Origin of the sequence: Micromonospora sp. NPDC049374 (genome assembly GCF_040677165.1) — a bacterium.
GTDB lineage: Bacteria > Actinomycetota > Actinomycetes > Mycobacteriales > Micromonosporaceae > Micromonospora.
In genome coordinates, this window is record NZ_JBFAQH010000004.1 from 221,009 (window position 1) to 245,113 (window position 24,105).

Sequence of the window (24,105 nt, forward strand, 5' to 3'; positions counted from 1 at the left end):
CAGGAGCCGCTCCCCGTGCCCACCTCGACCAGACCCGACCTGCTCCTCCCCGCCGAGCCGGGCCAACGCGCGCTGGCCCGGGAGCTGTACGCGCTGGTGGCGCAGCTGCCCATCATCTCCCCGCACGGGCACGTCGATCCGGCGCTGCTGGCCGAGGACCAGCCGTTCCCCGACCCGTCCCAACTGCTCATCGTGCCCGACCACTATGTGACCCGGATGCTGCTCAGCCAGGGCGTCTCGCCCGGCGAGCTGGGCGTGCCCAGCCGCGACGGCAGCCCGGTGGAGACCGACGGGCGGCGGATCTGGCGTCGCTTCGCCGACCGCTGGCACCTGTTCCGGGGCACCCCGTCGCGGCTGTGGCTGGAGCAGACCTTCACCGAGGTCTTCGACGTCGACACCCGGCTCACCCCGGGCACCGCCGACGAGGTGTACGACGCCCTCGCGGCCCGGCTCGCCGAGCCCGGCTTCCGGCCCCGGGCGCTGTTCGAGCGGTTCAACATCGAGGTGCTCGCCACCACCGAGTCGCCCCTGGACGACCTGGGTCGGCACGCCAAGCTCGCCGCCGACGGCTGGGGCGGCCCGGGCGGGCGGGTGGTCACCACCTTCCGTCCCGACAACGTGGTCGACCTGGACTTCGAGGGCTGGTCGGGCAACGTCGACCAGCTCGGCGAGATCACCGGCGAGGACACCGGCGCGTACGCCGGTTATCTGGCCGCCCTGCGGGCCCGCCGGGCCGCCTTCATCGCCGCCGGTGCCACTTCCTCCGACCACGGCCATCCCACCGCCCGTACCCTCGATCTCGGTGCCGACGCGGCGACGCTGTTCGACCGGGCGCGGCGGGGCGCGGCGGAGCCGGGCGACGCGGAGGCGTTCCGGGCGCACATGCTGCTGGAGTTCGCCCGGATGTCGCTCGACGACGGCCTGGTCATGCAGTTGCACCCGGGGGCGGTGCGCAACCACAACCGGTGGCTGCACGCCCGACACGGCCGCGACGTGGGTGGCGACATCCCACAGGTCACCGAGTACGTGCACGCCCTAGCGCCGCTGCTGGACGCGTACGGCAACGACCCCCGGCTGCGGGTGGTGCTGTACACCCTCGACGAGGACACCTTCACCCGGGAACTGGCCCCCCTCGCGGGCGGGTACGCCGCCCTGCTGCTCGGTGCCCCCTGGTGGTTCCTGGATTCCCCCGAGGTGCTGCGTCGCTTCCGCGAGTCGGTGACCGAGACCGCCGGCTTCTACAACACCGCCGGGTTCGTCGACGACACCCGGGCGTTCTGTTCCATCCCGGTCCGGCACGACGTGGCGCGCCGCGTCGACGCCGGCTTCCTGGCCCGGCTGGTCGCCGAGCACCGGCTGCCCATGGACGAGGCCGCCGAGACCATCGTCGACCTGGCGTACCGGCTGCCGAAGCGGGTCTTCAAGTTCGGGGAGAGAGCATGACCAGCATCACCGAGGTGACCGTGCACGACGTACGGTTCCCGACCGCCGCCAGCGGCGACGGCTCCGACGCGATCAACCGGGGCGACTACTCGGCCACCTATGTGGAGCTGAGCACCGACGGCGGGCCGACCGGTGCCGGGTTCACCTTCACCAACGGCCGCGGCAACGAGATCACCTGCGCGGCGGTACGCGCCCTGCGACACCACGTGGTGGGCCGTACGGTCGAGGAGATCACCGCCGAGCCGGTGGCGTTCTGGCGCTCGCTCGTCGCCGACGTGCAGCTGCGCTGGCTCGGCCCGGAGAAGGGGGTCATCCACATGGCCACCGGCGCGCTTGTCAACGCGGTGTGGGACCTGCGGGCCAAGCTGGCCGGCAAGCCGCTGTGGCGTCACCTGGCCGAGCTGCCCACCGACGAGCTGGTGGCGAACGTCGACTTCAGGCACATCACCGACGCGCTCACCGCCGACGAGGCCGCCGCGATCATGGACAAGGGACGCGACGGTCTCACCGACCGGCTGGCCCGGCTGGAACGCGACGGCTTCCCGTCGTACACCACCTCGGTGGGCTGGCTCGGCTACCCCGACGACAAGGTCCGGGCGCTGACCCGGGAGGCGTACGCGCAGGGGTGGCGGGCGATGAAGATGAAGGTCGGCGGCCCGCCCGCCGACGACCTGCGGCGGGCCCGGATCATCCGGTCGGAGATCGGCCCGGACGCGCTGTTGATGATGGACGCCAACCAGGTCTGGGACGTCGACGAGGCGATCACCAACATGACGGCGCTGGTCGAGGTCGACCCGTACTGGATCGAGGAGCCGACGCACGCCGACGACATCCTCGGCCACACCCGGATCGCCCGCGCGATGGACGAGCTGACCGGCGGGCGGTGCCGGGTCGCCACCGGCGAGGTGGCCGCCAACAAGGTCATCTTCAAGCAGCTGTTGCAGGCCGAGGCGATCGGCGTGATGCAGATCGACGCCTGCCGGGTCGGCGGGGTCAACGAGGTCCTCGCCGAGATGCTGATGGCGGCGAAGTTCGGGGTGCCGATCTGCCCGCACGCCGGTGGGGTCGGTCTCTGCGAGTACGTGCAGCACCTGGCGATCTTCGACTACCTGCGGGTGGGCACGAGTCTGGAGGGACGGATGGTGGAGTACGTCGACCATCTGCACGAGCATTTCGTCGACCCGGTACGCACCCGCGACGGGCGCTACCTGTTGCCGACCGCACCCGGCTACAGCGCCACCATGCACCCCGAGTCGATCGCCACCTTCCGCTTCCCGGACGGCCCGGCATGGCGGTGACCGTGGGCGCGTCCCGACTCGGGCTGGGCGCGGTACGCCGGTTGCCGGCCGAGGCCCGGCCGCTGGTCCGCCCGGGCACCGTGCCGGCCGGTGTGGTGCACCTCGGGCTCGGCGCCTTCCACCGCGCCCATCAGGCGGTCTACACCGAGCAGGCGATCGGCCTGGCCGGCGGCGACTGGGGCATCATCGGGGTGGCCCCCCGCAACGCGGCGGTCGTGGCGACCCTGGCCGCCCAGGACAACCTCTTCAGCGTCAGCACGCTCTCCGCCGCCGACAAGCGCACCCGCGTAGTCGGGGCACTGGCCGGGGTGCGGCTGGCCGCCGCCGACCCGCAGGCGGTGGTGGCCCTGCTGGCCGATCCGGCGATCCGGGTGGTCACCCTGACCGTGACCGAGAAGGCGTACCAACTCGACCCGGCCGCCGGCACGCTGCGCCCCGACCCCGACCTGGTCGCCGACCTGACCATCGACCGACCGCCGACCACCGTGCCGGGGCTGCTGGTGCGCGGCCTGCTGGCCCGCGCCGCCGCCGATGCCGGGCCGATCGCCCTGGTCAGTTGCGACAACCTGCCCGCCAACGGCCGCCGGCTGCGCGGCCTGGTGACCCAGTCCCTGGCGTACGCCGGCACGCCGCGACGGGTGCTCGACTGGGTCGAGGCGCAGGTCGGTTTCCCGGGCACCATGGTGGACCGGATCGTCCCGGCCAGCACCCCGGAGACCCTCGCCGCGGCCCACCGGGCGCTCGGCGTCGAGGATCTCGCGGCGGTGGCGGCCGAGCCGTACACCCAGTGGGTCATCGAGGACGACTTTCCGGGCGGCCGACCCGCGTGGGACCGCGCCGGTGCGGTGCTCTGCGCGGACGCGGGGCCGTGGGAGCGGCTGAAGTTGCGTGCCCTCAACGGCGTGCACTCGGCTACCGCGTACCTCGGCGCGCTGGCCGGCTGCGAGACGATCGCGGACGCCCTCGCGCTGCCGCACCTCGACACCGTGCTCCGCCGGCTGATCGCCGAGGACGTGGCCGCCAGCTTCGCCCCACCCGACGGGGTGGACGTGGTCGGCTACGGCGAGCAGGTGCTGGAGCGCTTCGGCAACCCGGCGATCCGGCACCGCACCCTCCAGGTGGCGATGGACGGGTCGCAGAAGCTGCCGCAGCGCATCCTGCACACGGTCGCCGACCTGCGCGCGGCCGGACGGCCGGCCCGTTGGGCGGCTCTCGTCGTCGCCGCCTGGATCCGGTTCGCCCAGGGCACCGCCGACGACGGCCGGTCGCTGCCCCTGGACGACCCACTGGCGGAGCGGATCCGCGCGGCGCTGGCCGCCGCGCCGCAGACCCCGGCGGGGGCGGTGGACGCCGTGCTCGGCCTCGACGAGGTCGTCCCGCCCGAGGTGGCCGCCGACGGGCAGGTCCGCGCCGACGTGGTGGCCTGGCTCACCGACCTGCACCACCACGGCGTACGGGCCACCCTGGCCGGTGCGGTGTGACGTCCGTCGACGGGGTGCCGGTGGGGTCGACCCGCGACGGTCCGCACGTCGAGCCCGCTCGCGGCGAAGCCGGACCGGCTCGGCTCACGGCGGCCCGGTGGTCGCGCGGCGCACCGGCGCCCCGGGTGGCGCTGGTCGGGGCGAACGGGCACGGGCGCTGGCATCGCCGGGTGATCGGGCCGCTGCACGACACCGGCCGGGTACGGCTGGTCGCCCTGGTCGACACCCGGCCGATCGAGCCGGAACCGGCGGCACCGGTGCCGGCCGGCGTGCCGGTGTTCACCGACCACCGGGCCATGCTCACCGATGTCGCGCCGGACGTGGTGGTCATCTGCACCCCACCGCACACCCATCTGCGGATCGCCCGGGACGCGGTGACCGCCGGTGCGGACGTGCTGCTGGAGAAGCCGCCGGTGCTGTCCACCGCCGAGCACGAGGAACTGTCCGGGGCGTTGGCCACCACGGGTCGGGTCGTGCAGGTCGGGTTCCAGGCGCTCGGTTCGGCGGCACTTACCGCGTTGACGGATGCGGTGTCGGCCGGTCGGTTGGGCGCCGTGCGCGGCATCGCCACGGTGGCCGCCTGGCAGCGCCCGGACGCCTACTACGCCCGCGCACCCTGGGCCGGGCGCCGGCTGCTCGACGGGCGCCCGGTGCTCGACGGCGCGCTGGCCAATCCGCTCGCGCACGCGGTGATGCAGTGTCTGGCGGTCGCCGAGGTGGTCGGCGGCGGACCGGTGGAGCCGGTCAGCATCGAGGTGGAGCGCTACCGGGTGCGGCCGATCGAGGTGGACGACACCGCCGCGCTGCGGGTGCGTCCGCGACACGGGCCGCCGATCGTGGCCGCGGTGACCCTGGCCGGCGAGGACTTCGTCGCCGGTGAGGTGATCGTCACCGGCGACGCCGGGCGGGCGGTGCTGGAGTACCCGACCGACCGGCTGCTGCTGCCCGGTGAGGCCACCGCCGGTCGGGTGCCCGGCCGGTGCGGGCTGCTGGAGAACCTGCTGGCCCATCGGGCCGATCCACGGGTACCGCTCATCGCGCCGCTGGCCCGGACCGCGCCGTTCACCGCCGTACTGACCGCCCTCCAGGCGGCACCCGAGCCGGCGCTGCTCGATGGCGCGCTGGTGGAGGCCGTCGGTACCGACGCGCAACGGGTGCTGCGGGTGCGCGGCGTCAACGAGGTGCTACGTCGGGTAGTCGACGAGGGCCGACTACCGTCGGAACTCGGCGTGCCGTGGGCGATAACGCCTTGGCGAACCGAACCCGTCGGGCAAGAATAGGAGGCATCGCCGCAACAAACTGCAAATCTCCGGTCCACACAGGATCAGGGGCAATGGGCTGAACAGCGGTTTCCCGACCAGGACACGTCGGGACGATGCCACTCGACAGCTTTAACTGCAACAAATCTGCACATCATTAATATTGACCCTCATAAAAACACGACCGTAACCTTCGTCATTAATAAGAAACACCGACGAAGGAAACGGAACGAGCCGATGCGCAGACTTGCCGCCGCCGCGGCATCGACAATTATCGCCCTGACCGCCGCACCCACCGCTGCCATGGCGCAGCCGTCGAACGACGCGGAAGCGGCCGCCGGCAGCCACCGCGAGCGGGACGCGAGGACATCACTCACCCCGATGGCCCGACAGCTCGGCCGCCAGGCCCTCCCGGCCGGTGACGGCTGGGCCGCCGCCGGGCCCGGCACCACCGGAGGCGCCGCCGCCTCGGCCGATCAGATCCACCTGGTGAGCAGCCGCGCCGAGCTGGTCGCCGCGCTCGGCGGGGACAACGCCACCAACGCCACGAACGCCACCGCCAAGATCGTGTACGTCAGGGGCAGCGTCGACGGTTTCGAGGACGCCGACGGCTGGCTGCTCGACTGCACCGACCTGGCCGATCCCGGGTACTCGCTGGAGGGATACCTGGCCGCGTACGACCCGGCGGTGTGGGGCCGGGTGACGCCGAGCGGGCCGTTGGAGGAGGCGCGGCGACGGTCGGTGACCAACCAGACCCGACAGACCCAGATCAACGTCGGCCCGAACACCACGATCATCGGGCTGCGGGGGGCACGGCTGACCGGCCTCACCCTGATGATCGACCGGGCGCCGAACGTGATCGTCCGCAACATCACCTTCGACGACGCCCGAGACTGCTTCCCCGCCTGGTCCCCCACCGACGGCGAGACCGGCAACTGGAACTCGCAGTACGACCAGGTCTCGGTGCGCCGTAGCGAGAACGTCTGGATCGACCACAACACGTTCACCGACGGCGACAACCCGGACAGCGCCCAGCCCGTCTACTTCGGACGGCCCTACCAGGTGCACGACGGCGCGCTGGACATCACCCACACCGCCAGCCTGGTCACCGCCTCCTGGAACCGGTTCTCAGGACGCGACAAGCTGATGCTGATCGGCTCGTCCAACACCGTCGGCCCGGACGTCGGCCGGCTCAACGTGACCCTGCACCACAACCTCTTCGACGGTGCGCTCCAGCGGTTGCCGCGGGTCCGCTTCGGCCAGGTGGACGTCTACAACAACGCCTACCGGCTCGGCGGCGACGGCTTCCAGTACGCCATCGGCGTCGGTGTCCAGTCCGCCGTGCACGCCGAGAACAACCACTTCACCCTCGACGCCGGTGTCGACGCCGCCGAGCTGCTCTACGACTGGGGCGGCACCGCGATCACCACCCGGGGCAACTGGGTCAAGTCCGCCGGTGCGCCGTCCCGCCCGGTCGACCTGGTGGCCGCGTACAACGCCGCACACGACCCCGACCTGAGCCCCGACGCCGGCTGGACGCCGACGCTGCGGCACGGCCCGGTACTGCCGGCCCCGCTGGTGCCGCTGGTGGTCGGCCCACTCGCCGGCGCCGAACGCCTACCGCTGTAACCGCCTACTCCACCACCACCATCAACAAGGAAGGTGAGACGAGGATGAGACGACACGTCGCACTCCGACTCCTCGCGGGACTGGCCGCCACCGCCACGGGCGCCGTGGTCTGCGTGGCCCTGACGACGCCCCAGGCGTCGGCCGCGGTCGGCAGCGCCACCGGCTTCGCGACCGGCAACGGTGGCACCACCGGCGGCGCGGGCGGACAGACCGTACGCGCCACCAGCGGCACCCAGATCCACGCGGCCCTGTGCAACCGGGCCAGCAGCAGCACCCCGATCACCATCCAGGTCGAGGGGACCATCAACCACGGCAACACCACAAAGGTGTCCGGTTCGAGCTGCAACACCGCCGCCGACGTGATCGAGCTCAAGCAGATCAGCAACGTCACGATCCTCGGCGTCGGCAACGGAGCCGTCTTCGACCAGATCGGCATCCACATCCGCGAGGCCAGCAACATCATCATCCAGAACGTCACCGTCCGGAACGTCAAGAAGTCGGGCTCGCCCACCTCCAACGGCGGCGACGCCATCGGCATGGAGGCCGACGTCCGCAACGTCTGGGTCGACCACGTCACCCTGGAGGCCTCCGGTGGCGAGTCGGAGGGCTTCGACGGGCTGTTCGACATGAAGAACAACACCCAGTACGTGACGCTGTCCTACAGCATCCTGCGCAACTCCGGTCGGGGCGGCCTGATCGGGTCCAGCGAGAGCGACCGCTCCAACGGGAACGTCACGTTCCATCACAACCTGTACGAGAACATCGACTCCCGTACGCCGCTGCTGCGCGGTGGCATCGCCCACATGTACAACAACCACTACGTACGCCTCAACGAGTCCGGCATCAACTCCCGGGCCGGGGCACGCGCCAAGGTGGACAACAACTACTTCCAGAACTCCAAGGACGTGCTGGGCACCTTCTACACCGACGAGGCCGGCTACTGGCAGGTCAGCGGCAACATCTTCGACAACGTGACCTGGTCCTCACGTAGTGGTGACACCAACCCGGCCGGCCCCAACCCGACCTCCAACACCACCGTCAGCATCCCGTACTCGTACCGCCTCGACTCGGCCAGTTGCGTGCCGAGCATCGTCAGCCAGACCGCCGGCGCGAACAAGGGCATCCGTACCTCCAACGGCAACTGCACGCCGCAGAGCCCGACCGCCGGGCCGACCAGCCCGACGCCCGGCCCGACCACCACCACCCCGCCCCCGACCAGCAACCCGACGCCGACGCCCAGCCAGCCCAGCGGCACCAACCTCAGCATCGGCGCCGGCTCCGACGGCTCCAGCAAGGCCAGCGGCACCAGCTACGGCGACGTGCGCGACGGCAACATGAACACCGCCTGGTCACCGAACGGCGCGACCGGTCAGATCTCGATCAAGTGGGGTTCCGCCACCACGGTGTCGAAGATCAACATCCGGGAGGCGTCCGGCTCCGTCGGCAACATCCGCAACTGGCGGGTCCTCAACCACGACACCGGCGCGGTGCTGGCCTCCGGCACCGGCGCGGGCGTCATCAGCTTCGGCTCGACGTCCCTACGCAAGATCACCTTCGACATCACCAGCTCGTCCGGCACGCCGAGGGTCGCCGAGTTCGAGACGTACGCCAGCTAGCACCTGCACCGACACGGTGGGAGCCGTCGGCTGTCGACGGCTCCCACCACTGTTCTCCCCGCCCCCCTTTGCTCTGCTTCAACCCACGCATCGGTTTCCGGGTGAATCCGTTGCGCCAGTTGAAGCAGAGCAAGGGGGCACACCAGTAAGTCCGGCGCGGCGCACAACCTGGCCAGAGGCCGCCGCGCGACGGCCCCGGGCGCCGGTGCCCGGCCGCGGCCACCGACCGGAGCACGACCGTGATCGGGTACGGCAGAATCTGCGGGCGATGCACGTGGCGACCATCCTCACCGCGCTCGCCGACCTGGCCCCGGCCGGTGCCGAGCGGATCCTCGACGTGGCCGGAACCGGCCGGCCGTTGGTCTGGCTGCCGGAACCGCACCGGGGCCCACGCGGCGCACGGCTGGACCGGCTCGCCGCGCTGGACGCCCTGCACCGCGACGAACGGATCCTCCGCCTCGGGCTGGCCTTCCTCGTCGGCACGGCCGACCTGGACGGCGCGCGGCGACGGATCCGACTGCCACTGCTGGCCCAGCCGATCCGCCTGCAACGTGGCCGGCGCAGCTACCGGGTCGTGCCGGCCGGTGACCTCGAACTGACTCCACTCATCGAGGACCGGGAACTCGCCGCCCGACTGGAGGCCGCACCCGGGCTGGCCGGGCCCGGTTGGTTGACGGCCCCCGGCACCACCGCCTGGATCACCGCGGCGGCCGAGGCCGCAGGCGTCAAGGTGGCCACGGTCCAGGCGCGACCGCCGCGCGGCGTCGACGACGACGTCACCGGGGTCGCCGCGGCGGCGGTCTTCGTGACCCGCGACGTGTTCGCTGGTCGCCTCCGCGACACCCTGTTGAGTTGGGCGGGCCGCCCCGGGCTGGCGGACACGGCCCTGAGCCGGCTCTACCTCGGCACCGACGACGACGCGCCGGATCAAGTCGGAGACGATCCCAGCGACGACGGTGAGGTGCTGTCACCCCTGCCGCTGAACGCCGCGCAGCGGGACGTGATCCGGCGGACCAGGACGGCACCCGTGGTGGTGGTCTCCGGTGCGCCGGGCAACGGCAAGAGTCACGCCCTGGTCGCCGCCGCGCTGGACACCGTGGCCCGCGGTGGATCGGTACTGGTGGCGACGCAGTCGACCCACGCCGCCGAGGTGCTGGGGGAACTGCTGAGCCGGCATCCGGGCCCACCACCGGTGCTCTTCGGCGACGCCGAGCGACGCGGGGCCATCGCCACCGAACTCGCCGGTGGCGTGGCCGTCGGCGTGGACGACACACAGCTGCGCCACGACACTGCCGCCGTGTCGGCCGCCCGCGACCGGGTCACCGGGGTCCGGGCCGGCATCGTCGCCGCGCTGGAGCAGGAACGCCTCGCCGCCACCCTGCCCGACTGGCAGCCGCTGCTGCCCGCCCTGAGTCACGACGCCCCGGCGGTGTTCGAGCCGGAAACCGACCTCGCCGCGATCCGCGCCGCCCTGCACGACGCGAGCCGGGGCGGCGACGGTTGGTGGTCACGGTGGCGCCGGTCCCGCGCCGCCCGCCGGCTGCACCGCCTCGCCGGCGCCGGCGTACCCGTGGCCCGGCTGCGGGCGGCGGTGGATGCCGCGCACGCCGTACGGGCGGCCGCCCGGCTGTCCTCGCACGGTGGCACGGACCTGACCGCCGCCTGGCGGGCACTGGCCGAGGCGGACGGCGCGCTCGCCGAGGCGGTCGGCACGGCGCTGCGGAACCAGACCGCCAGCGCGCGACGGTGGACCGGGGAGGCCCGGCGCGCCGCCAGCGGCCTGGGCACCGCCCTGCGGGCGGGACGCAACCGCCGCCGGGAACTGCTCGCCACGCTGGACGCCGAGGCGCTGGTACGGGCACTGCCCCTGTGGGTGGGCACGGTGGCAGATGTCGAGGATCTGCTGCCACCGGCGACCGGCATGTTCGACCTGGTGGTGCTCGACGAGGCGGCGCACATCGATCAACTGCGGGCCGCTCCGGTGCTGGCCCGGGCCCGCCGGGCGCTTGTGGCCGGCGATCCACGGCAGCTACGTTTCGTGTCGTTCGTCGCGGACGCCGAGGTGACCGCGACACTGCATCGGCACGGCCTGGACCGCTACGCCGACCGACTCGACGTACGCCGGGCCAGCGCCTTCGACGTGGCGGCCGGTGCCGCGCCCGTGACCTGGCTCGGTGAACACCACCGCTGCGCACCGCACCTGATCGGTTTCTCCGCCCGTCGGTTCTACGACGACCGGCTGGAACTTGTCACCCGGCACCCCGGCAACGAACGGGCCGACGCCATCGACGTGGTGACGGTCGCCGGTGCCACCGTCGTCGACGGCGTCAACCAGGCCGAGGTGGCGACCGTGCTGGACCTGGTCGCCGCCCTCGCGGCCCGACCCCCGCAGGGCGGCGTCGCGGTGATCAGCCCGTTCCGGGCGCAGGCCGACGCGGTGGAGGCGGCGCTACTGTCGGCGTACGACGTTGACGAGATCGAACGGTTGGGCCTGCGCACCGGCACGGTGCACGCGTTCCAGGGCAGTGAGGCGGACGTGGTGATCGCCACGCTCGGACTGGTCGACGACGACCCGCCGGCCCGGCACCGGTTCGTCGCCGAACCGAACCTGTTCAACGTCCTGGTCACCCGGGCCAGGAAGCAACTCACGGTGGTCACGTCCCTCCAGTCCCCGGAGGGCATCGTCGGCGACTACCTCCGGTACGCCGGACAACCGCTGGCCGGAACCCACGCCGTACCGCTGGACACGACCGGGACAGGCTCCGCCCAGCCGGACCCCTGGCCCCGGGCGCTCGCCGTCGAGCTGACCCGGGTCGGCCTGGCCGTCCGACCCGACTACCCCGTCGGCCGCTGGCGGGTCGACCTGTGTGTCGGCGACGACGGCCCGGTCGGTCTGCTGTGCGGGGTGCACCCGGACGGCGTGGCCGCGCATGTGGAGCGGCAGCGCACCCTCACCCGGGCCGGCTGGCGCCTGTACGACGGGTTCGCCAGCCACTGGGCCGACGACCCGATCCGCGCCGCCCTCGACCTCGCCACCCGAATCCGCGACGACGGCGACAGCGACGGCGGTCAGAGGTAGGCGAATCGGACCGGCTCCTGGAGCACGGTGACGGCGGAGTCCACGTCGGCGAGCCGTGCGGCAAGCGTGGCGGTCGCCAGCTGCGGCGGCAGGGCGGCACTGAACTTGAGCCCCGCCAGTGCCTTCTGGGTCACCTCCGGCAAACAGACCCGGTTCGACGCGTCGGCTGCTGCTTTCCGCCACATGTCGCGCTCCAGGTCCGGACGCAGTCGAATAGCAGCGTCGTCGTAGTGCTGGTTCGGATCGGCAAGGCCGTCAAGAGTTGCGACCAGGGTGGCGTTGGCCCGGAAGCCGGCCCAGGTCCACCAGCGAATCTCCCCCTCGCGGTCCCGGACGATCATCGAGCCGCCGGGGTGCACGTGGGAGGCCGCCTCGTCCCGCAACTGCGCCAACCGGTTGCGGGCCCGCTGCGTGAGCCGAACCGGAGGGTCGGCTCCGAGCAGCACGTCTCGCATGGCCCGAACCATGTCGTACGACAAGCCCTGCGGCGGTCCACCGCTCATCCAGAGCGCCTTCCCACCACCTTCGGCCGGCTCGACGAAACAGCGGCGTCGTTTCCAGTCGACGTACGTGACCTGCCAACTGCGTCCGCCGAGCAGTAGCAGCCGAGGGCCGTCGACCCGGGCCGTCAGCAACGCGGGGTCGGTACGGCCGATCTCCGTGCGACCGGCGAGCACCGTGAACTGCGGTGGCGCGGTGAAGACCGCGAGCATGTCCATGAAGTGCCGGCGACCGAATCGCAACTCGGCCTGTGGCCCGATGAACAGCATTCCTGAATCCGAGTCGAGGTAGCCGTGTTCGACCAGGTGCCGCACGATGACGTCGGCCCTCTTGTTGAACGGTGCGAGCCCGTTCCACTCCTCCGCCCACAGCTGATCACCGATCCGGTGACGTTGCAGGGCTAGTGCGAGAACCTGCTGCGCGATGATGTGTCGCGGTTCGACTGGCGGAACAACCGCTTCCACCCAGCCTTGTCGCCAGAGCAGTGCCAGCGCGCCGGCGTGCAGAAGTCCCGCGCTGTCCAGCGCCAGGAAGAGACAGTTGCGGGTGCTGCCGGGTCGTCGCCCGGTCCGGCCGATCCGCTGCAGGAAGGCGGCGACAGTGCGCGGCGCGCCGAGTTGGATGACACGGTCGAGGTCGCCGACATCGATGCCCAGTTCCAGGGTGCTCGTCGCGACGATGACGCAGTCCCTCTCTTGGGCGAACGCCTCCTCCGCCCGCCGCCTCTCGTCGACGGCGAGTGAGGCGTGGGAGAGGAACGTCCTGACTCCCAGTGCACGCAGCCGCTGCCCGAGATCCTCCACGAGCGCCCTGGAGTCGCAGAAGACCAGCCGCTTCTCACCGCGATGGAGCGCGGCGATGATCCGGGCCGCATTGTGCACAGAGCCGACGTAGTCCAGCTCCACGTCATCTGGCACCGCGGCGGTGACCGGCGCGGCCAGGTGCGGAGCGACCACCCGGGCAGGCCGCTTGTCCCGGCCTGAGCCCTGCAACCAGCGCAATAGATCGTCAGGGTTACCCACCGTGGCGGAGAGACCGATCCGCTGGATCGGCCGGCCGGCAACCCGACCGAGCCGCTCCAGCACGGCCAGTAGGTGCCAGCCACGGTCGTCCCCCGCGAAGGCGTGCACCTCGTCGATCACGATGGCCTGTACGCCGCGAAAGAACTCCTCGTGGTCGACGGCCCCGCTCACCAGCATCGACTCGATCGACTCGGGCGTGGTGAGCAGGACATCCGGCCGCTCCCGCAGGATCGTGCGGCGTCGCCCCATGGTCACGTCGCCATGCCACAACGCCGCCCGTCGCCCCAACCAGCCGGCATAATGCTCGACCCGAGGCAGCAAATTGTTGAGCAGTGCCTTCAGTGGGCATACGTAGAGCACGCTGGTCCCCGACCAGTTCTCCTGCGCCATCCGGGACAGCAGAGGAAACATCGCCGCCTCGGTTTTACCGCTGGCGGTCGGCGCGAGCAGCAGCGCGTCGTATCCGTCGAGCAGCGGCTGCACGGCGGCCTCCTGCAACGGCCGAAGCGCCGGCCACTGCAGCGAGTTGACCACATGGTGCAGTACGACCGGATGCAGCAGGCCCGCACCGTCCGTCAACGCTCGACACCAACGTCGTCGAGACGCGCTAGAAGCTTCTGGCTGAGCGACTCGAAGTCCTGGTAACAGCGCTGAACGAGGGTCTGTGTGCTGCCCAGGGCGCCGTCTGCCGACCGGAGATCAAACATGGGTTTTCGCGCGTCGTGTGCCAACGGCATAAGACTCTGGTAATTACGCAGCGTCGCGATCTCATACGATCCGTTGCTGGTCGTGCGCTCCAGCACAGAGTTGGCGAATACCGTGGGAACCCTCTCCAGCCAGCGCTGGTACGCCTTGACCGGGCGGTCGAGCCGCATCTTGGGCTGCATCACCACATATCCAAGCGGTGTCATGGTGCCTCGCGGCGCTGCGATGTCCGGCGGCACATGCTGGAGGACGTTGCTCTGCCAGATACGCCGCCACTCCCGGAGTGCCGGCCCCAGGTTGCGCAGACCACGCAGAGAGAACAGGTCCGCCGCCAGCGGCATCAGGACTGTGTCTGCCGCGAGAAGGGCAGCACGGTTGATGGCACCCAGGTTAGGACCAACGTCCAGGAGCGCAATATCTGCGCCAGACCGCGTCCCCGCGTCGCGAATCAAGCGATAGAAGGCAGTCGTCGTCCGAAGGGCCGCGTGATCACCAATCAAGCTGTTAGGCCACGCCGCAGAGAGCTTGTCCTCAAAGGCGCTGAGATTCAGGTCTCCCGGAACCAGCGATAGCCCATCCGCAATCACAACAGGATCTGCGAAACGAACATCCCCCAAACCTTTCATGATCGGCGCGACAGCCGAGGCGACGGTTCCAGATCCACCGTTGACACGCAGCAGGAGTTTCTGCTGTCCGTCGAGCAGTGGCCAATCAACCTGGTAGTTCTCCTGCCAGAGCGTCGCGAGTTCGTCCTCGTCAAGGAATGCTGCTGTCAGGTTCGACTGTGGATCCAGGTCGACGGCAAGGACTCGGTGCCCGAGCCGCTGGAGCATGTGTGCCAGGTGGTATGTGAGGGTGGTCTTGCCAACACCACCCTTGTTGTTGAAGAGTGCAATCGAAATCATGCGGCACCTCTGACCAGGACGGTCCAGGACGCGTCCTCGATGAGAAACTCGGGCGGTGGATTGCCGTTCCTGGCGAGGGCGGCTCTGATCCGGCCGATGCCGCGACCGAACTGATTGACGTAGCCGAGCGATTTCATCGCGGCGGCGAGCGACGGGTTGCGGTAGTCGTTGACGCGGTCGAAGTTGTCGGCCCGGACCTGCCCGAACGGCCCGCCGGGGTTGGTGACCTCGATCCGGTCATCGAACCAGGCGACTCGCACCGGCGCATTCGACGACTCGTAGTTCCGGTGCATGAGAGCGTTCATGCAAACCTCCCGGAGGGCGTCGAATGGATAGTTCGGCCGAGCCTCCTCGCGGAAGCCGCTCACCTCGACCAACCGGGTCCTCAGGTGCCCTTTGAGCAGACTTTCGAGGCGCTCTGCGGCGTTGATGACGTTGAGTCGAAGTTCCTGCTCGTCTAGCACCGCGCCGCCGACATCCGTCCCCTCGTATCGCACGAACTGTACGTATGCACCTGGAATGCGATTGGTGGGGTCGATTCCGACGAGCAGCAGGCCGAGCACGGTCGGTGCGCCGCCGAGGTCGGCCAGCCGCAACGACGCAAGCTGCTGTTCGGTAGGACGGTGGTTCTCCGCCAACACGGTGGGGTCGACGGTCTGTCGAAGGTATTCGGTCCGGAAGAGCTCAAGATCGAGTTCATCCAGCTTGCCACCAATCACCGGACGGACATCGAAGAGGGTGTCGTAGGCTCGCCGCCGCTCGGTCAGAATCCGCTCGTCGTCGCTGGTGGCCGCCCGGGTGGATGGTCCGGGACGGACGTAGACGATGTTGTCGAATCGAACGGGCGGCGTGTGTGCGGCGTTCACCCGTACCCGGATCACCGGCTTCCCCCGGTACGGCTCGACGGTGACCACGATCGAGGGACGGTCGAGGATGCGCCCTTCATCCCGGATGCTGGTGAAGGTGAGCAGTGCGTCGTCCGAGGTGTCGACACCGTCGACCGGCTCGCCGTGCCTGTCGACTCCGACAAGCAGGTCGCCGCCGCCCACCTGCGCAAGATCATTGGCGAGCGCACAGATCGCCTTGCGGATGGCGTTGCGGTCCCTTGCCTCCCGCTTGAACTCAAGGGCGGCCGTCTCCTGCGTTCCGAGCAGGTCGGCGAGGTCGGTGCTCATGATCTGATTCTCGCCTACAGCTCGAGTGAAATCTCGTCAGCCCTGGTCGCGTTGCGTTCCACGTCGGTCATCTCGGCGGCGGTCAGGGTGAGTGCGTAATGCTGCCGAGGGTCGAAATCGGTGAACTGGTCTACTCGGTCGAGCACCTCCCCCACCAGCTTCTTGACGAACAGGCGAGGAGCCACCCCAACCTTGCCGCCGAGCCCGCCCGCAACGGCCTGTGCCAGCTCCCGAAGGTAGTCATCGTCGACGACGGCCCGGACCCGATGCGGTACTGCCGACCCGTCGGCGTACAGGTCCCGAACCCGACCGCCCAGTTCGACGAGGGAGTCCACGGTGAAACCGGTGAGCCGGATCTGCACCGCGCGCGGGTTGTCGAACCGCGCGTCGGTGGTGAAGTCCACCGCGAGCCGCTGGGCGAGTGGGGCGAGCCGCTGCGCCCCCTGCGGCCCCTCGTAAAAAGCGGGGGTACCGGTGATGACCAGGTACAGCCCCGGAAACCGGCCCGAGTACACCTCGTCGATCAACTGTCGAAGTGCGTTGAGGGCCTTGTCGCGGGCGTCGGACCGAACCCGTTGGAGCGTCTCGACCTCGTCGAGCACCAGCAACAGACCCGGATGACCGCTGTCGCGTAGCACCACGAGCAGGCCCTGGAGGAAGCTGAGCGCCGCGAAGTGGTCGAGGTCGCCGCGTACGCCAGCAACCCGTCGGGCGGAGGCCGCGACGTGCGGCTGTCCGCCGAGCCAGGCCAGCACGGCGTCAGCGGTGGCTGGATCGTCGCCGAGTGCGGCGGTGCGATAGCCGCGGAGCGCGGCGGCGAAGGCGGGGGCGCTACGGCTGACCGTGGCCAACCGTTGGTCCAGCAGAGCGCCCACGGCCTTGTCGAGTGCGCCAGCGTCATCCGCCGCGACCTCGCCCGTGGCGAGGACGTCCTCTTCCAAGGCGTAGAACCACCCGTCGACCACCGCCCGCAACGCACTCGGCGGGAACGTCGCGGTGCTGAGCCGCTCGGTCAACCTCCGGTAGACGGTCTCCAGTTTGTGCAGCGGCGTCTCGTTCTCCGAGATCTGCACCTCGGCAGTGGCGAAGTTGGCCCGCTTCGCCTGCTCCGCGATCCAGCGGGTGAAGAAGGTCTTGCCAGAGCCGTATTCGCCGCGGATCGCCTTGAATACCGAGCCGCCGGCGGCGACGGCACTCAGATCGTCCCCTACCGCGGTCGCGAACCGGTCCAACCCGACGGCCAGGAGGTCCAACCCTGCTGCGGGAACAGCACCGCGACGTAGCGCGTCGATGACCTGACGCCGCCGTACCGGGCTGACGTCGCTCACGCGGCACCGGCCGGGAGGCCGAACTGGGTACGCAGCAGCGCGATGTCCAGCCGGACGCTGCGCCCGTCGTCGATCTGCGACAGCACCGGGTAGTTGTCCACGTTGAAGATCCGCTGCAGGGTGGTGACGAAGCCGCCTGCTCGGGCCGGTAGTTCACCGGCCCGCTGCGCCAGTACCGGGGTGGACAGTACGCCTTTGGCCTCGACCAGTGCCCGGAGCGCCGCCTCGATCTTTCCCGGGTCCACGCGACGTGGGGTGAGCGCATGCTGTGCCTGGAACAGCTCGGTGGCAAGCAACGCCGCAACCAGGTCGACGGCCGCCGGCCTCGCGATAGGCGCCGGCGTCTGCTGCGGCACGTCGAACAACGCATCACCGACGACGACCGGGGCCTTCCTGCGGGGCCTGGGTGCTGGCGGTGGAGCCGACGCTGCGTCGGGAGAAGTCTCCGAGGGCTGCGCTTCCCACCACTCGGGGTACCGCTCCTGGACCGGTGCCCAGCCCTTCGGCACGTCCGCGACGTTGGGCACCAGATAGGCCAGCAGCGGGATGGTGACCTCCGCGAGCGCGGCACCACCGTGGTAGCCGGCCCTGCTGGGTCGGTAGCGCAACGACGGATCCCAGAGGGCGACGATCCGTTGCCCGTCGGCTACCACCCGCGGCCCTCTCAGCTCCACCTCGCCGGGCCCGACCGGATTTGCAGAGGTGCGATGCCGGGCCGATGCCGCGTCGGCGGTCTTGATGTGCTCGCCGCCGTGTTCGAGGACATGACCGTGGTCGCTGGTGATGAGCACCGCCCGACCCGATGACCGGGCGAGGTCGAGCAGGCTACGCAGAAAGCCAAGATCGCTGAGTTGCCAACCGGCCTCGTCACCTTCGCGGCCGCTGGCCAGCGACTCGTCCACCGTGTTGATCACCACGGCGACCAGGCGTCCCGGGTCGGCCATCGCCTCGGTGAGCTCACCGGCGAAGACCTCCCCTGCCCCACCACGGGAGGGTCCCTTGTGGAAAACACACGCTCCGGGCCCCCACCGTCCCTGCGCGAACATCTGCCGTTCGGTGGCCTGCGTACCGGAGCGCAGGGCTCCGGCGAACAGGGAGGTCCGGGACACCGCCGTCAGAGTGGGCAGCGCCGCGACCAGCGCACGGCGTTGCCCGGTCCCCGCGCCGGCAAGCGGGTCGTACTCGACCCAGTGCTGGGACAGTTCCTCGGCCAACTCCACGGCGACGGCGGCGCTCATCCCGTCGAGCACCACGAGCAGTACCGGGCGCTCGGCGCGGATCAGCGGGTCGACGACCCGTGGGAGCAGGTTCTCGACGGTCAGCAGGTCGCCGTCGTTACCGGGGCCGGCGGCGGCCCAGGCGGCGAGCCGGTTGGCAAAAGCACGGTCGAGTTCCCGGCGTCGTTGTTGTGCCCGGTCGAACACCGTCCGGAAGGCGCGCTGAAGCTCCGGGTGCGCATCCTCACCCGCCCAGACGTGGTGCAGTGCCCGGTCGACCCAGCCCCACTCGCCGATCTGCCGCCGCAGCCCGTCGGCGACGCTCGCCGGGGCCTCGACCTCGGTGCCGAGCCACCGGACGAGCCGCTGCGCCATCCTGACCCGGAGTACCCGCTCCGCCTCCACCTGCGCCAGACGGTGCTGGGCAAGCTCGTCGACGGCCACGTCCGGGCTGATGTCTGAGGGACGAGCTGCAAGCGCGTGTGCCGCCGTGGTGAGCCGCCGCGTGAACCCGGTCCGCAGGATCGGGCTGTGATCGACGCTTCCGGCCGCGTTGAACTGGACGACCAGTTGCTCCGCCCGATCGAGCAGCGCGTGACCCTGCCGCCGGATCCCTTTGTCACGGTCAATCAGCATCGCGCCGACCATCTGCACCGCCGCCTGGGCAAGTCCGCGGATCGCGGCGTCGTCCTGAAGACCGCCGAAGTACTGGTCGACGCGCCCCTGTGCCCGTACCGCCTCGGGGGTCTCATTGCTCCACAGAGCTTCGCAGAGCAGGCCGAGTGGCAGCGCGTCGTTGCCGCGGCCTGCGTCGATGAGCGCGAAGAGCGCACGGGCCGGCCCGCCGAACCTCTCGATCAGCCAGCGCGCGAGGCCGGCACGCTCCTCCGCGCGGAGCAGAGTGAACGCCTCGACCGCACCCGGCTCGGTGCTCCACTGCAGCAGCGTGGTCACGTCGAGGTCGTTTGGTCCGTTTCCCCGTCGGTCGAGACCGAGACGAGCAGCGGCGAGGTGACGCAGTGCCACCTCACGGGTGAGGACGGTGGTGGCCAGTCGCGGCCAGCCAGCCGGTGGCATCGCGTCCAGCAGCGCCGGACCGGCCCATCGTTCCGACTCGAGTGCGGCATCGGGCACCTGTGCGCCGAAGGCGTCAACAACCAGGTCCCAGGGTTCGACGGTGATGACACCCTGACGGAAAACGCGGCTGCGCACCCCGTGTCCCAGGCTTGTTTCCGGGATGTCCGTGAGCAGCACCAGCACTTCATCGCCCCGGTCGGCCACAAGGTGATCCCAGATGGCGAGTGGCGAGGCGCACGGCACGACCCGAGCTTGTCGTCCGTCCGGCAGGGCCAACACCGGATCGTGTGACCAGGTGGGCTCCGCAGCAACGACCATGACCGGGTACGCGTCGCCGTTGCCGTGCCGGTCGAGCTGCTGTGCCACCTTCTGACGCAGCGCTACTGGATTGATCCGCAACGCATGAGGGTGCGCGGGTGCCGAGGTCACGACACCACTCTCCAGCTCACCTCGATGGTGGCGTCGCCATGCGCCTCGGCGAACCTGCGCAGGTCGGCCAGCACCTCGTCGATTCCGTTCACTCCCGTACGTCGGCTACCCCCGGTGTTCGTCGGCGTGCCCGCCCTCGCAGCGCCAGAGCCGCCGCCTGTACTGGCACCTGCTCCGCTACCCGCACCGGTGCCCGCCCCGCTACTCGCGACACCGCTGGTGGCCTCGCGGAGCAACGCCGTGGCGTCGCCCTGCGCCCGTTTCAGGGCCGGCACCAGCGGTGCTGTCAGCTCGTCGGCCTGCGCGACCCGACGGAGTTCGGTCAGAATCGCCGCGCCCCGGGCCGCGTAGGGAGCTGGCAGGCTGGCGATGATCTCGAAGGTGTCCCAGGGCGCGGCGGTGAGTGCGGCGGTCACCTGAGCGGCGCTGCTGATGCTCCTGCCGGCGCGGTCCGCGGGCCCGGCGAGTTCGGCCTGCGCCAGCTGTTCAACCGTCTCCTTCGCTGACCGTCCGGTTGTCAGGGCGTCGAGCAGGTCGGCGGCTGCTCGCGCGGTGGCGAGGCGACCGGCCTCCCGGTCGAGCCGCAGTTGGTCGGCGTACGCGTCGAGCTGGCTGGCGAGTTGGTGGGCGGCGACGCGGTGCCTGTTCGCCTCGGTGATCAGGTCCCGACCGAAGATCGCGACGAGGCGGCCTCGACGCAGGTCCAGTGGTCGGAGGCCGAAGATCGCCACAGCGCGGGCGTGGGCCGACTTCCAGTCCTCTTCGCTGGGCAGGCTCTCCTCCCGCAACGTGTACTCAGAGGTGATCCGGCCCGGCTCGGGTGCCGGGGTGACCTGGCTGCCATGCAGGTGGAAGGCGCGGTCGGTCTGCTCGGCGAAGGTCGCCACGACGAGTTGGGCGACGATCGGGTCGAGGCCACGCGGCCTCGGCTCGTCGATCCAGCGCAGCAGGTCGGCGACCCGTAGCTCACCGGTGATGCCCTCGCTTGCCGCCTTCTGCTGGAAGTGCTGGACCCACTCTCCTTCGGCGACGAAGGCCGCCTCGTGCATCGTGCCGAGCCGCAGTGGGTTGGCGATCCGGCGCATGGTCAGCCGGTGCGCCCGGTCCACTTCGACGCGTCCTTCGGGCGACTCGACCGCCCGCTGGACGTACCCGAACACGGTCTTGACATCCGGTGGACGCACCGGGTCGCCCTTACGGTCCGGGTCGAAGTCGGGGTGGGCCGGGTACTGGTGGGTGAGCATCTGGTCGCCGATGCTGCGCAGCGTGTCGTTGAAGGTGGCGCCCATCGGCAGTTTCGGTTCCAGCGCCCGGGTCAGCGACTGCAGGTGGTCGTCGAAGCCGAGCTGCACGTCCGTCGGCTGCTTCGCGGCCAGCCCGTACGCCTGGCGCAGCACCCCGTGCATCTTGGCCAGCAACGCGCTGCGCTGATTGGTCAGGGCAGCATGCGCCCGCCGCCGGTCGTCCGGGTTGAGATGTTCGGCGTGGCTGTCGAAGCGCTGACCCTCAAGCAGCTTGTCGATGATGACGAGCTTGCCCAACTCGTTCCGGCGTTCCACGGTCAATGCCGCGGGGATCCAGCAGACGGTCTGGGCGTGCGTGCGGGAGGTCAGGTCCTGCACCCGCTGCCGGTCGTCGGCCGGCCCGTGATTGCCGTCGTCGAAGGGGTAGTCGACGATCATGCGCCACCCGTCCCGGGCGCTCGGGTGGAACGCCTCGTCGCGGATGTCGTTCGGGTCGCGGACGTTGCCGTAGACCAGCTCGATCGCACGGCGGCTGCCTCGCCAGGTCAACCCGGCCTCGGCGAAGAACGAATCGGTCCACGCCACGCCGAGTTGCTGCCACAGCAGCCGCTGGACGAGGTGTTTGCGGGCGCCTTCGTTGTCGTAGTGCTTGGCGGTGGCGAGCACGCTGTCGACGTCCACGCCGACCAGTTCCAGCGACACCACCGGATCGTCACCCTCGCCGATCCGGATCTCGGCGAACTGGCCGGCCCAGTCGGCGACCTTGCGCGACACCTGGGCCACCTCACCGCCGGGTATCGGGCTGGTGATGCTGCCGTGGTTGAGCGCAGACAGTCGGCGTGCGGTGAGATTGCGTAGCGCCGGCACGCTGGGGGCCAGGGCGGCGAGCAGCAACGTCTTGATCAGACGGTCGTCGCCGGTGAAGGCACGAAGCCGTCCAGCCGTGTCGGTGGCCGGTTGATCGCCGCGTCGGGCCGCCTCGAGGTCCTCCTCGGTGAGACCGTATCGGCCCAGCAGGTACGGACGCAGCTTGACGTCGTACAGCTTCTGGGCCATCTCGAACTCGGCCTTGAGCTTCTCGGTGAAGGGCTGATCTCCGCCGCCGCTGATCACGTCGTAGAGGTCTCCGAGCGGGACGAGCTGCCCCAGGCGCAAGGTGTCACGCCGGTCGACCAGGAGCTGACGCATCAGCTTGAGCGCGGTACGAGAGCGTTGCAAAGCGCTGGAGACATGCACCAGCGTCGAGAGAAACGCCGGGCTGAACGGGTACGTGGACCGGAAGGCGTCGATGTCGGCGCCACTGCCCGAATCGGTGCCGAGCAGGGTGTCGAAGACCTCCCGGCGGACCTTCGTGGTGGCGTCGAAGGCCCGCGAGATCGCCTCGCCGGCCTCGGTGGTACGCGGTTTGAGCAGGCGGCGGCGAGCGATTTCCGGAAGGTTGCGGTCCTCCAGCTTGATCACGTCGAACCGACCACTGGCCAGGTTGAGGGTGTCCTGGTAGCTCAGCTCGTTGGCGCCGACGACCTCCTCGCCGACCAGTTCGCGCAGGTCACGTTGGCGGGCGATGAAACTGACCACCGGGATGGGGCGGCGGGTGTCGCCGCCCTCAACGAAGTTAGTGATCTTCTGGATCTCCCGTGAGACGAACTGCTGGTCGCCGATGGAGTTGGCCAACCAGAGGATCAGCTCGTCGAGGAAGAGGATCAGGCCGTGGTAGCCGAGTTCCTTGGCGTGCCGGCTGATCTCGGTCAGGCCACGGTCGAGCGAGATGAACGCCTCGGCGTCTTCCCGAGCGTTGCTGAAGAAGCCCTTGTTCCAGCTGGTCAGCAGGTCGTTGACCAGCTTGCGGCGCAGCTCGTCGGAGTACGCACCGGCAAACGCCTCATCCAACCGCTCCGGCGTCCAGAATCTCTCGCTGTCGCCCCACTCGTCCTCAACGTCGCCACCGGGCAGCCCGGCGATGAACTGGCCGTCGCCGATCTTCTCGCGCAGCGAGGCGGCCTGCTCCAGCAGCGCGTCGGTGCGGTGCACCGCCGGGATGGGCGCCTCCGGATGCAGCGCGCGCACCCGGTCGACGTAACCACCGAGCACCCGCTGCTCCAGCGAGCGGGCGTCGAGCAGGTGGTACGGAATGAGCAGGAACCGTCGGCCGTCGAGCCAGACGCTGTGCTTGGCAACCAGTGGGGCCAGCTCGTCCCGGCCCCGGGCGGCGGACTCACCACGCAGCAGCGCGTGCAGCACCGCCATGAAGTGCGACTTACCGGAGCCGAAGGAACCGTGCAGGTACGCGGCCTTGGACGCCTGCCCCTCGACCGCGGAACGGATCAGCCTGAGTGCTTCGTCGAAGTTCCCGAGCAGTCGATCCGTGATGACATAGTCACGCAAGGTCGCATCGGCGTCGGCGACGCTGTCGGCGAGCTTGAGCACGAAGTCACTTGTGCTCGTGCGTTCGGGAATGTCGATGACGTCGCGAAGCAGCGGAGCGGAGGCGGACGAGGACATGCCGCTACCGTACCGACGAACGACCGCGGCGTTGCCGCAGGCACGCGACCTTGCGAGGCAGATAGACCCTTGGCTCGCTTGGTCCAACCGAGAAATGGAATCCCGTCGGCCGCAGGAGGACACGGAACGGCCGATAATGGGGTGGACATGCGATGACCTGGCACGGTAGGACATCATGCGACCGCTGGTCGCCGC

At 70.2% G+C, this 24,105-nt stretch carries 13 protein-coding genes; 7 read left to right on the forward strand and 6 right to left on the reverse strand.

From position 1 onward, the window contains the following. Positions 1-15 precede the first annotated feature (15 nt). From uxaC to AB0J93_RS09410, 7 genes are all read left to right on the forward strand, one after another. Positions 16-1,443, forward strand: a complete 1,428-nt coding sequence (gene uxaC / locus AB0J93_RS09380) for a glucuronate isomerase (protein WP_363919882.1) — start codon at positions 16-18, stop codon at positions 1,441-1,443. Next, positions 1,440-2,741 carry an enolase C-terminal domain-like protein gene (locus tag AB0J93_RS09385; protein WP_363919884.1) on the forward strand — a complete coding sequence of 434 codons (1,302 nt, stop codon included), beginning with the start codon at positions 1,440-1,442 and terminating at the stop codon, positions 2,739-2,741. The genes uxaC and AB0J93_RS09385 overlap by 4 nt, the downstream gene beginning before the upstream one ends. Then, positions 2,732-4,222, forward strand: coding sequence for a mannitol dehydrogenase family protein (locus AB0J93_RS09390; RefSeq protein ID WP_363919886.1), 1,491 nt, complete (start codon positions 2,732-2,734; stop codon positions 4,220-4,222). The genes AB0J93_RS09385 and AB0J93_RS09390 overlap by 10 nt, the downstream gene beginning before the upstream one ends. Then, the gene (locus AB0J93_RS09395) at positions 4,219-5,502 is read left to right on the forward strand and encodes a Gfo/Idh/MocA family oxidoreductase (protein ID WP_363919888.1); all 1,284 of its coding nucleotides are present in this window, start codon (positions 4,219-4,221) and stop codon (positions 5,500-5,502) included. The genes AB0J93_RS09390 and AB0J93_RS09395 overlap by 4 nt, the downstream gene beginning before the upstream one ends. Positions 5,503-5,718: 216 nt before the next feature. Further along, the gene (locus AB0J93_RS09400; RefSeq protein ID WP_363919890.1) at positions 5,719-7,110 is read left to right on the forward strand and encodes a polysaccharide lyase family 1 protein; all 1,392 of its coding nucleotides are present in this window, start codon (positions 5,719-5,721) and stop codon (positions 7,108-7,110) included. Positions 7,111-7,154: 44 nt separating this feature from the next. Next, positions 7,155-8,726 (forward strand): pectate lyase, encoded by a 1,572-nt coding sequence (locus AB0J93_RS09405; RefSeq protein ID WP_363919892.1) that lies wholly within the window; start codon positions 7,155-7,157, stop codon positions 8,724-8,726. A gap of 268 nt (positions 8,727-8,994) precedes the next feature. Further along, positions 8,995-11,805 carry an AAA domain-containing protein gene (locus AB0J93_RS09410; RefSeq protein WP_363919894.1) on the forward strand — a complete coding sequence of 937 codons (2,811 nt, stop codon included), beginning with the start codon at positions 8,995-8,997 and terminating at the stop codon, positions 11,803-11,805. Here the strand turns inward: AB0J93_RS09410 and AB0J93_RS09415 are convergent. Genes AB0J93_RS09415 through AB0J93_RS09440 form a run of 6 tightly spaced genes read right to left on the reverse strand, consistent with a single transcriptional unit; the run spans position 11,796 to position 23,910 of the window. Then, positions 11,796-13,907, reverse strand: coding sequence for a DEAD/DEAH box helicase (locus AB0J93_RS09415; RefSeq protein ID WP_363919896.1), 2,112 nt, complete (start codon positions 13,905-13,907; stop codon positions 11,796-11,798). The two genes, AB0J93_RS09410 and AB0J93_RS09415, sit on opposite strands and share 10 nt — an antisense overlap. Further along, positions 13,904-14,938: a ParA family protein gene (locus AB0J93_RS09420; protein ID WP_363919898.1), complete on the reverse strand. Its 1,035-nt coding sequence runs from the start codon at positions 14,936-14,938 to the stop codon at positions 13,904-13,906. Before AB0J93_RS09420 ends, AB0J93_RS09415 begins: the two co-directional genes overlap by 4 nt. Next, the gene (locus AB0J93_RS09425; protein ID WP_363919900.1) at positions 14,935-16,113 is read right to left on the reverse strand and encodes an ATP-binding protein; all 1,179 of its coding nucleotides are present in this window, start codon (positions 16,111-16,113) and stop codon (positions 14,935-14,937) included. The genes AB0J93_RS09420 and AB0J93_RS09425 overlap by 4 nt, the downstream gene beginning before the upstream one ends. Positions 16,114-16,127: 14 nt before the next feature. Then, the gene (gene brxD / locus AB0J93_RS09430) at positions 16,128-17,441 is read right to left on the reverse strand and encodes a BREX system ATP-binding protein BrxD (RefSeq protein WP_363919902.1); all 1,314 of its coding nucleotides are present in this window, start codon (positions 17,439-17,441) and stop codon (positions 16,128-16,130) included. Continuing rightward, positions 17,438-20,134 (reverse strand): BREX-2 system phosphatase PglZ, encoded by a 2,697-nt coding sequence (gene pglZ / locus AB0J93_RS09435; RefSeq protein WP_363919904.1) that lies wholly within the window; start codon positions 20,132-20,134, stop codon positions 17,438-17,440. The genes brxD and pglZ overlap by 4 nt, the downstream gene beginning before the upstream one ends. Positions 20,135-20,160: 26 nt before the next feature. Next, complete coding sequence (locus AB0J93_RS09440; RefSeq protein ID WP_363919906.1) at positions 20,161-23,910, reverse strand: hypothetical protein; 3,750 nt, start codon at positions 23,908-23,910, stop codon at positions 20,161-20,163. Between the last annotated feature and the right edge of the window lie 195 nt (positions 23,911-24,105).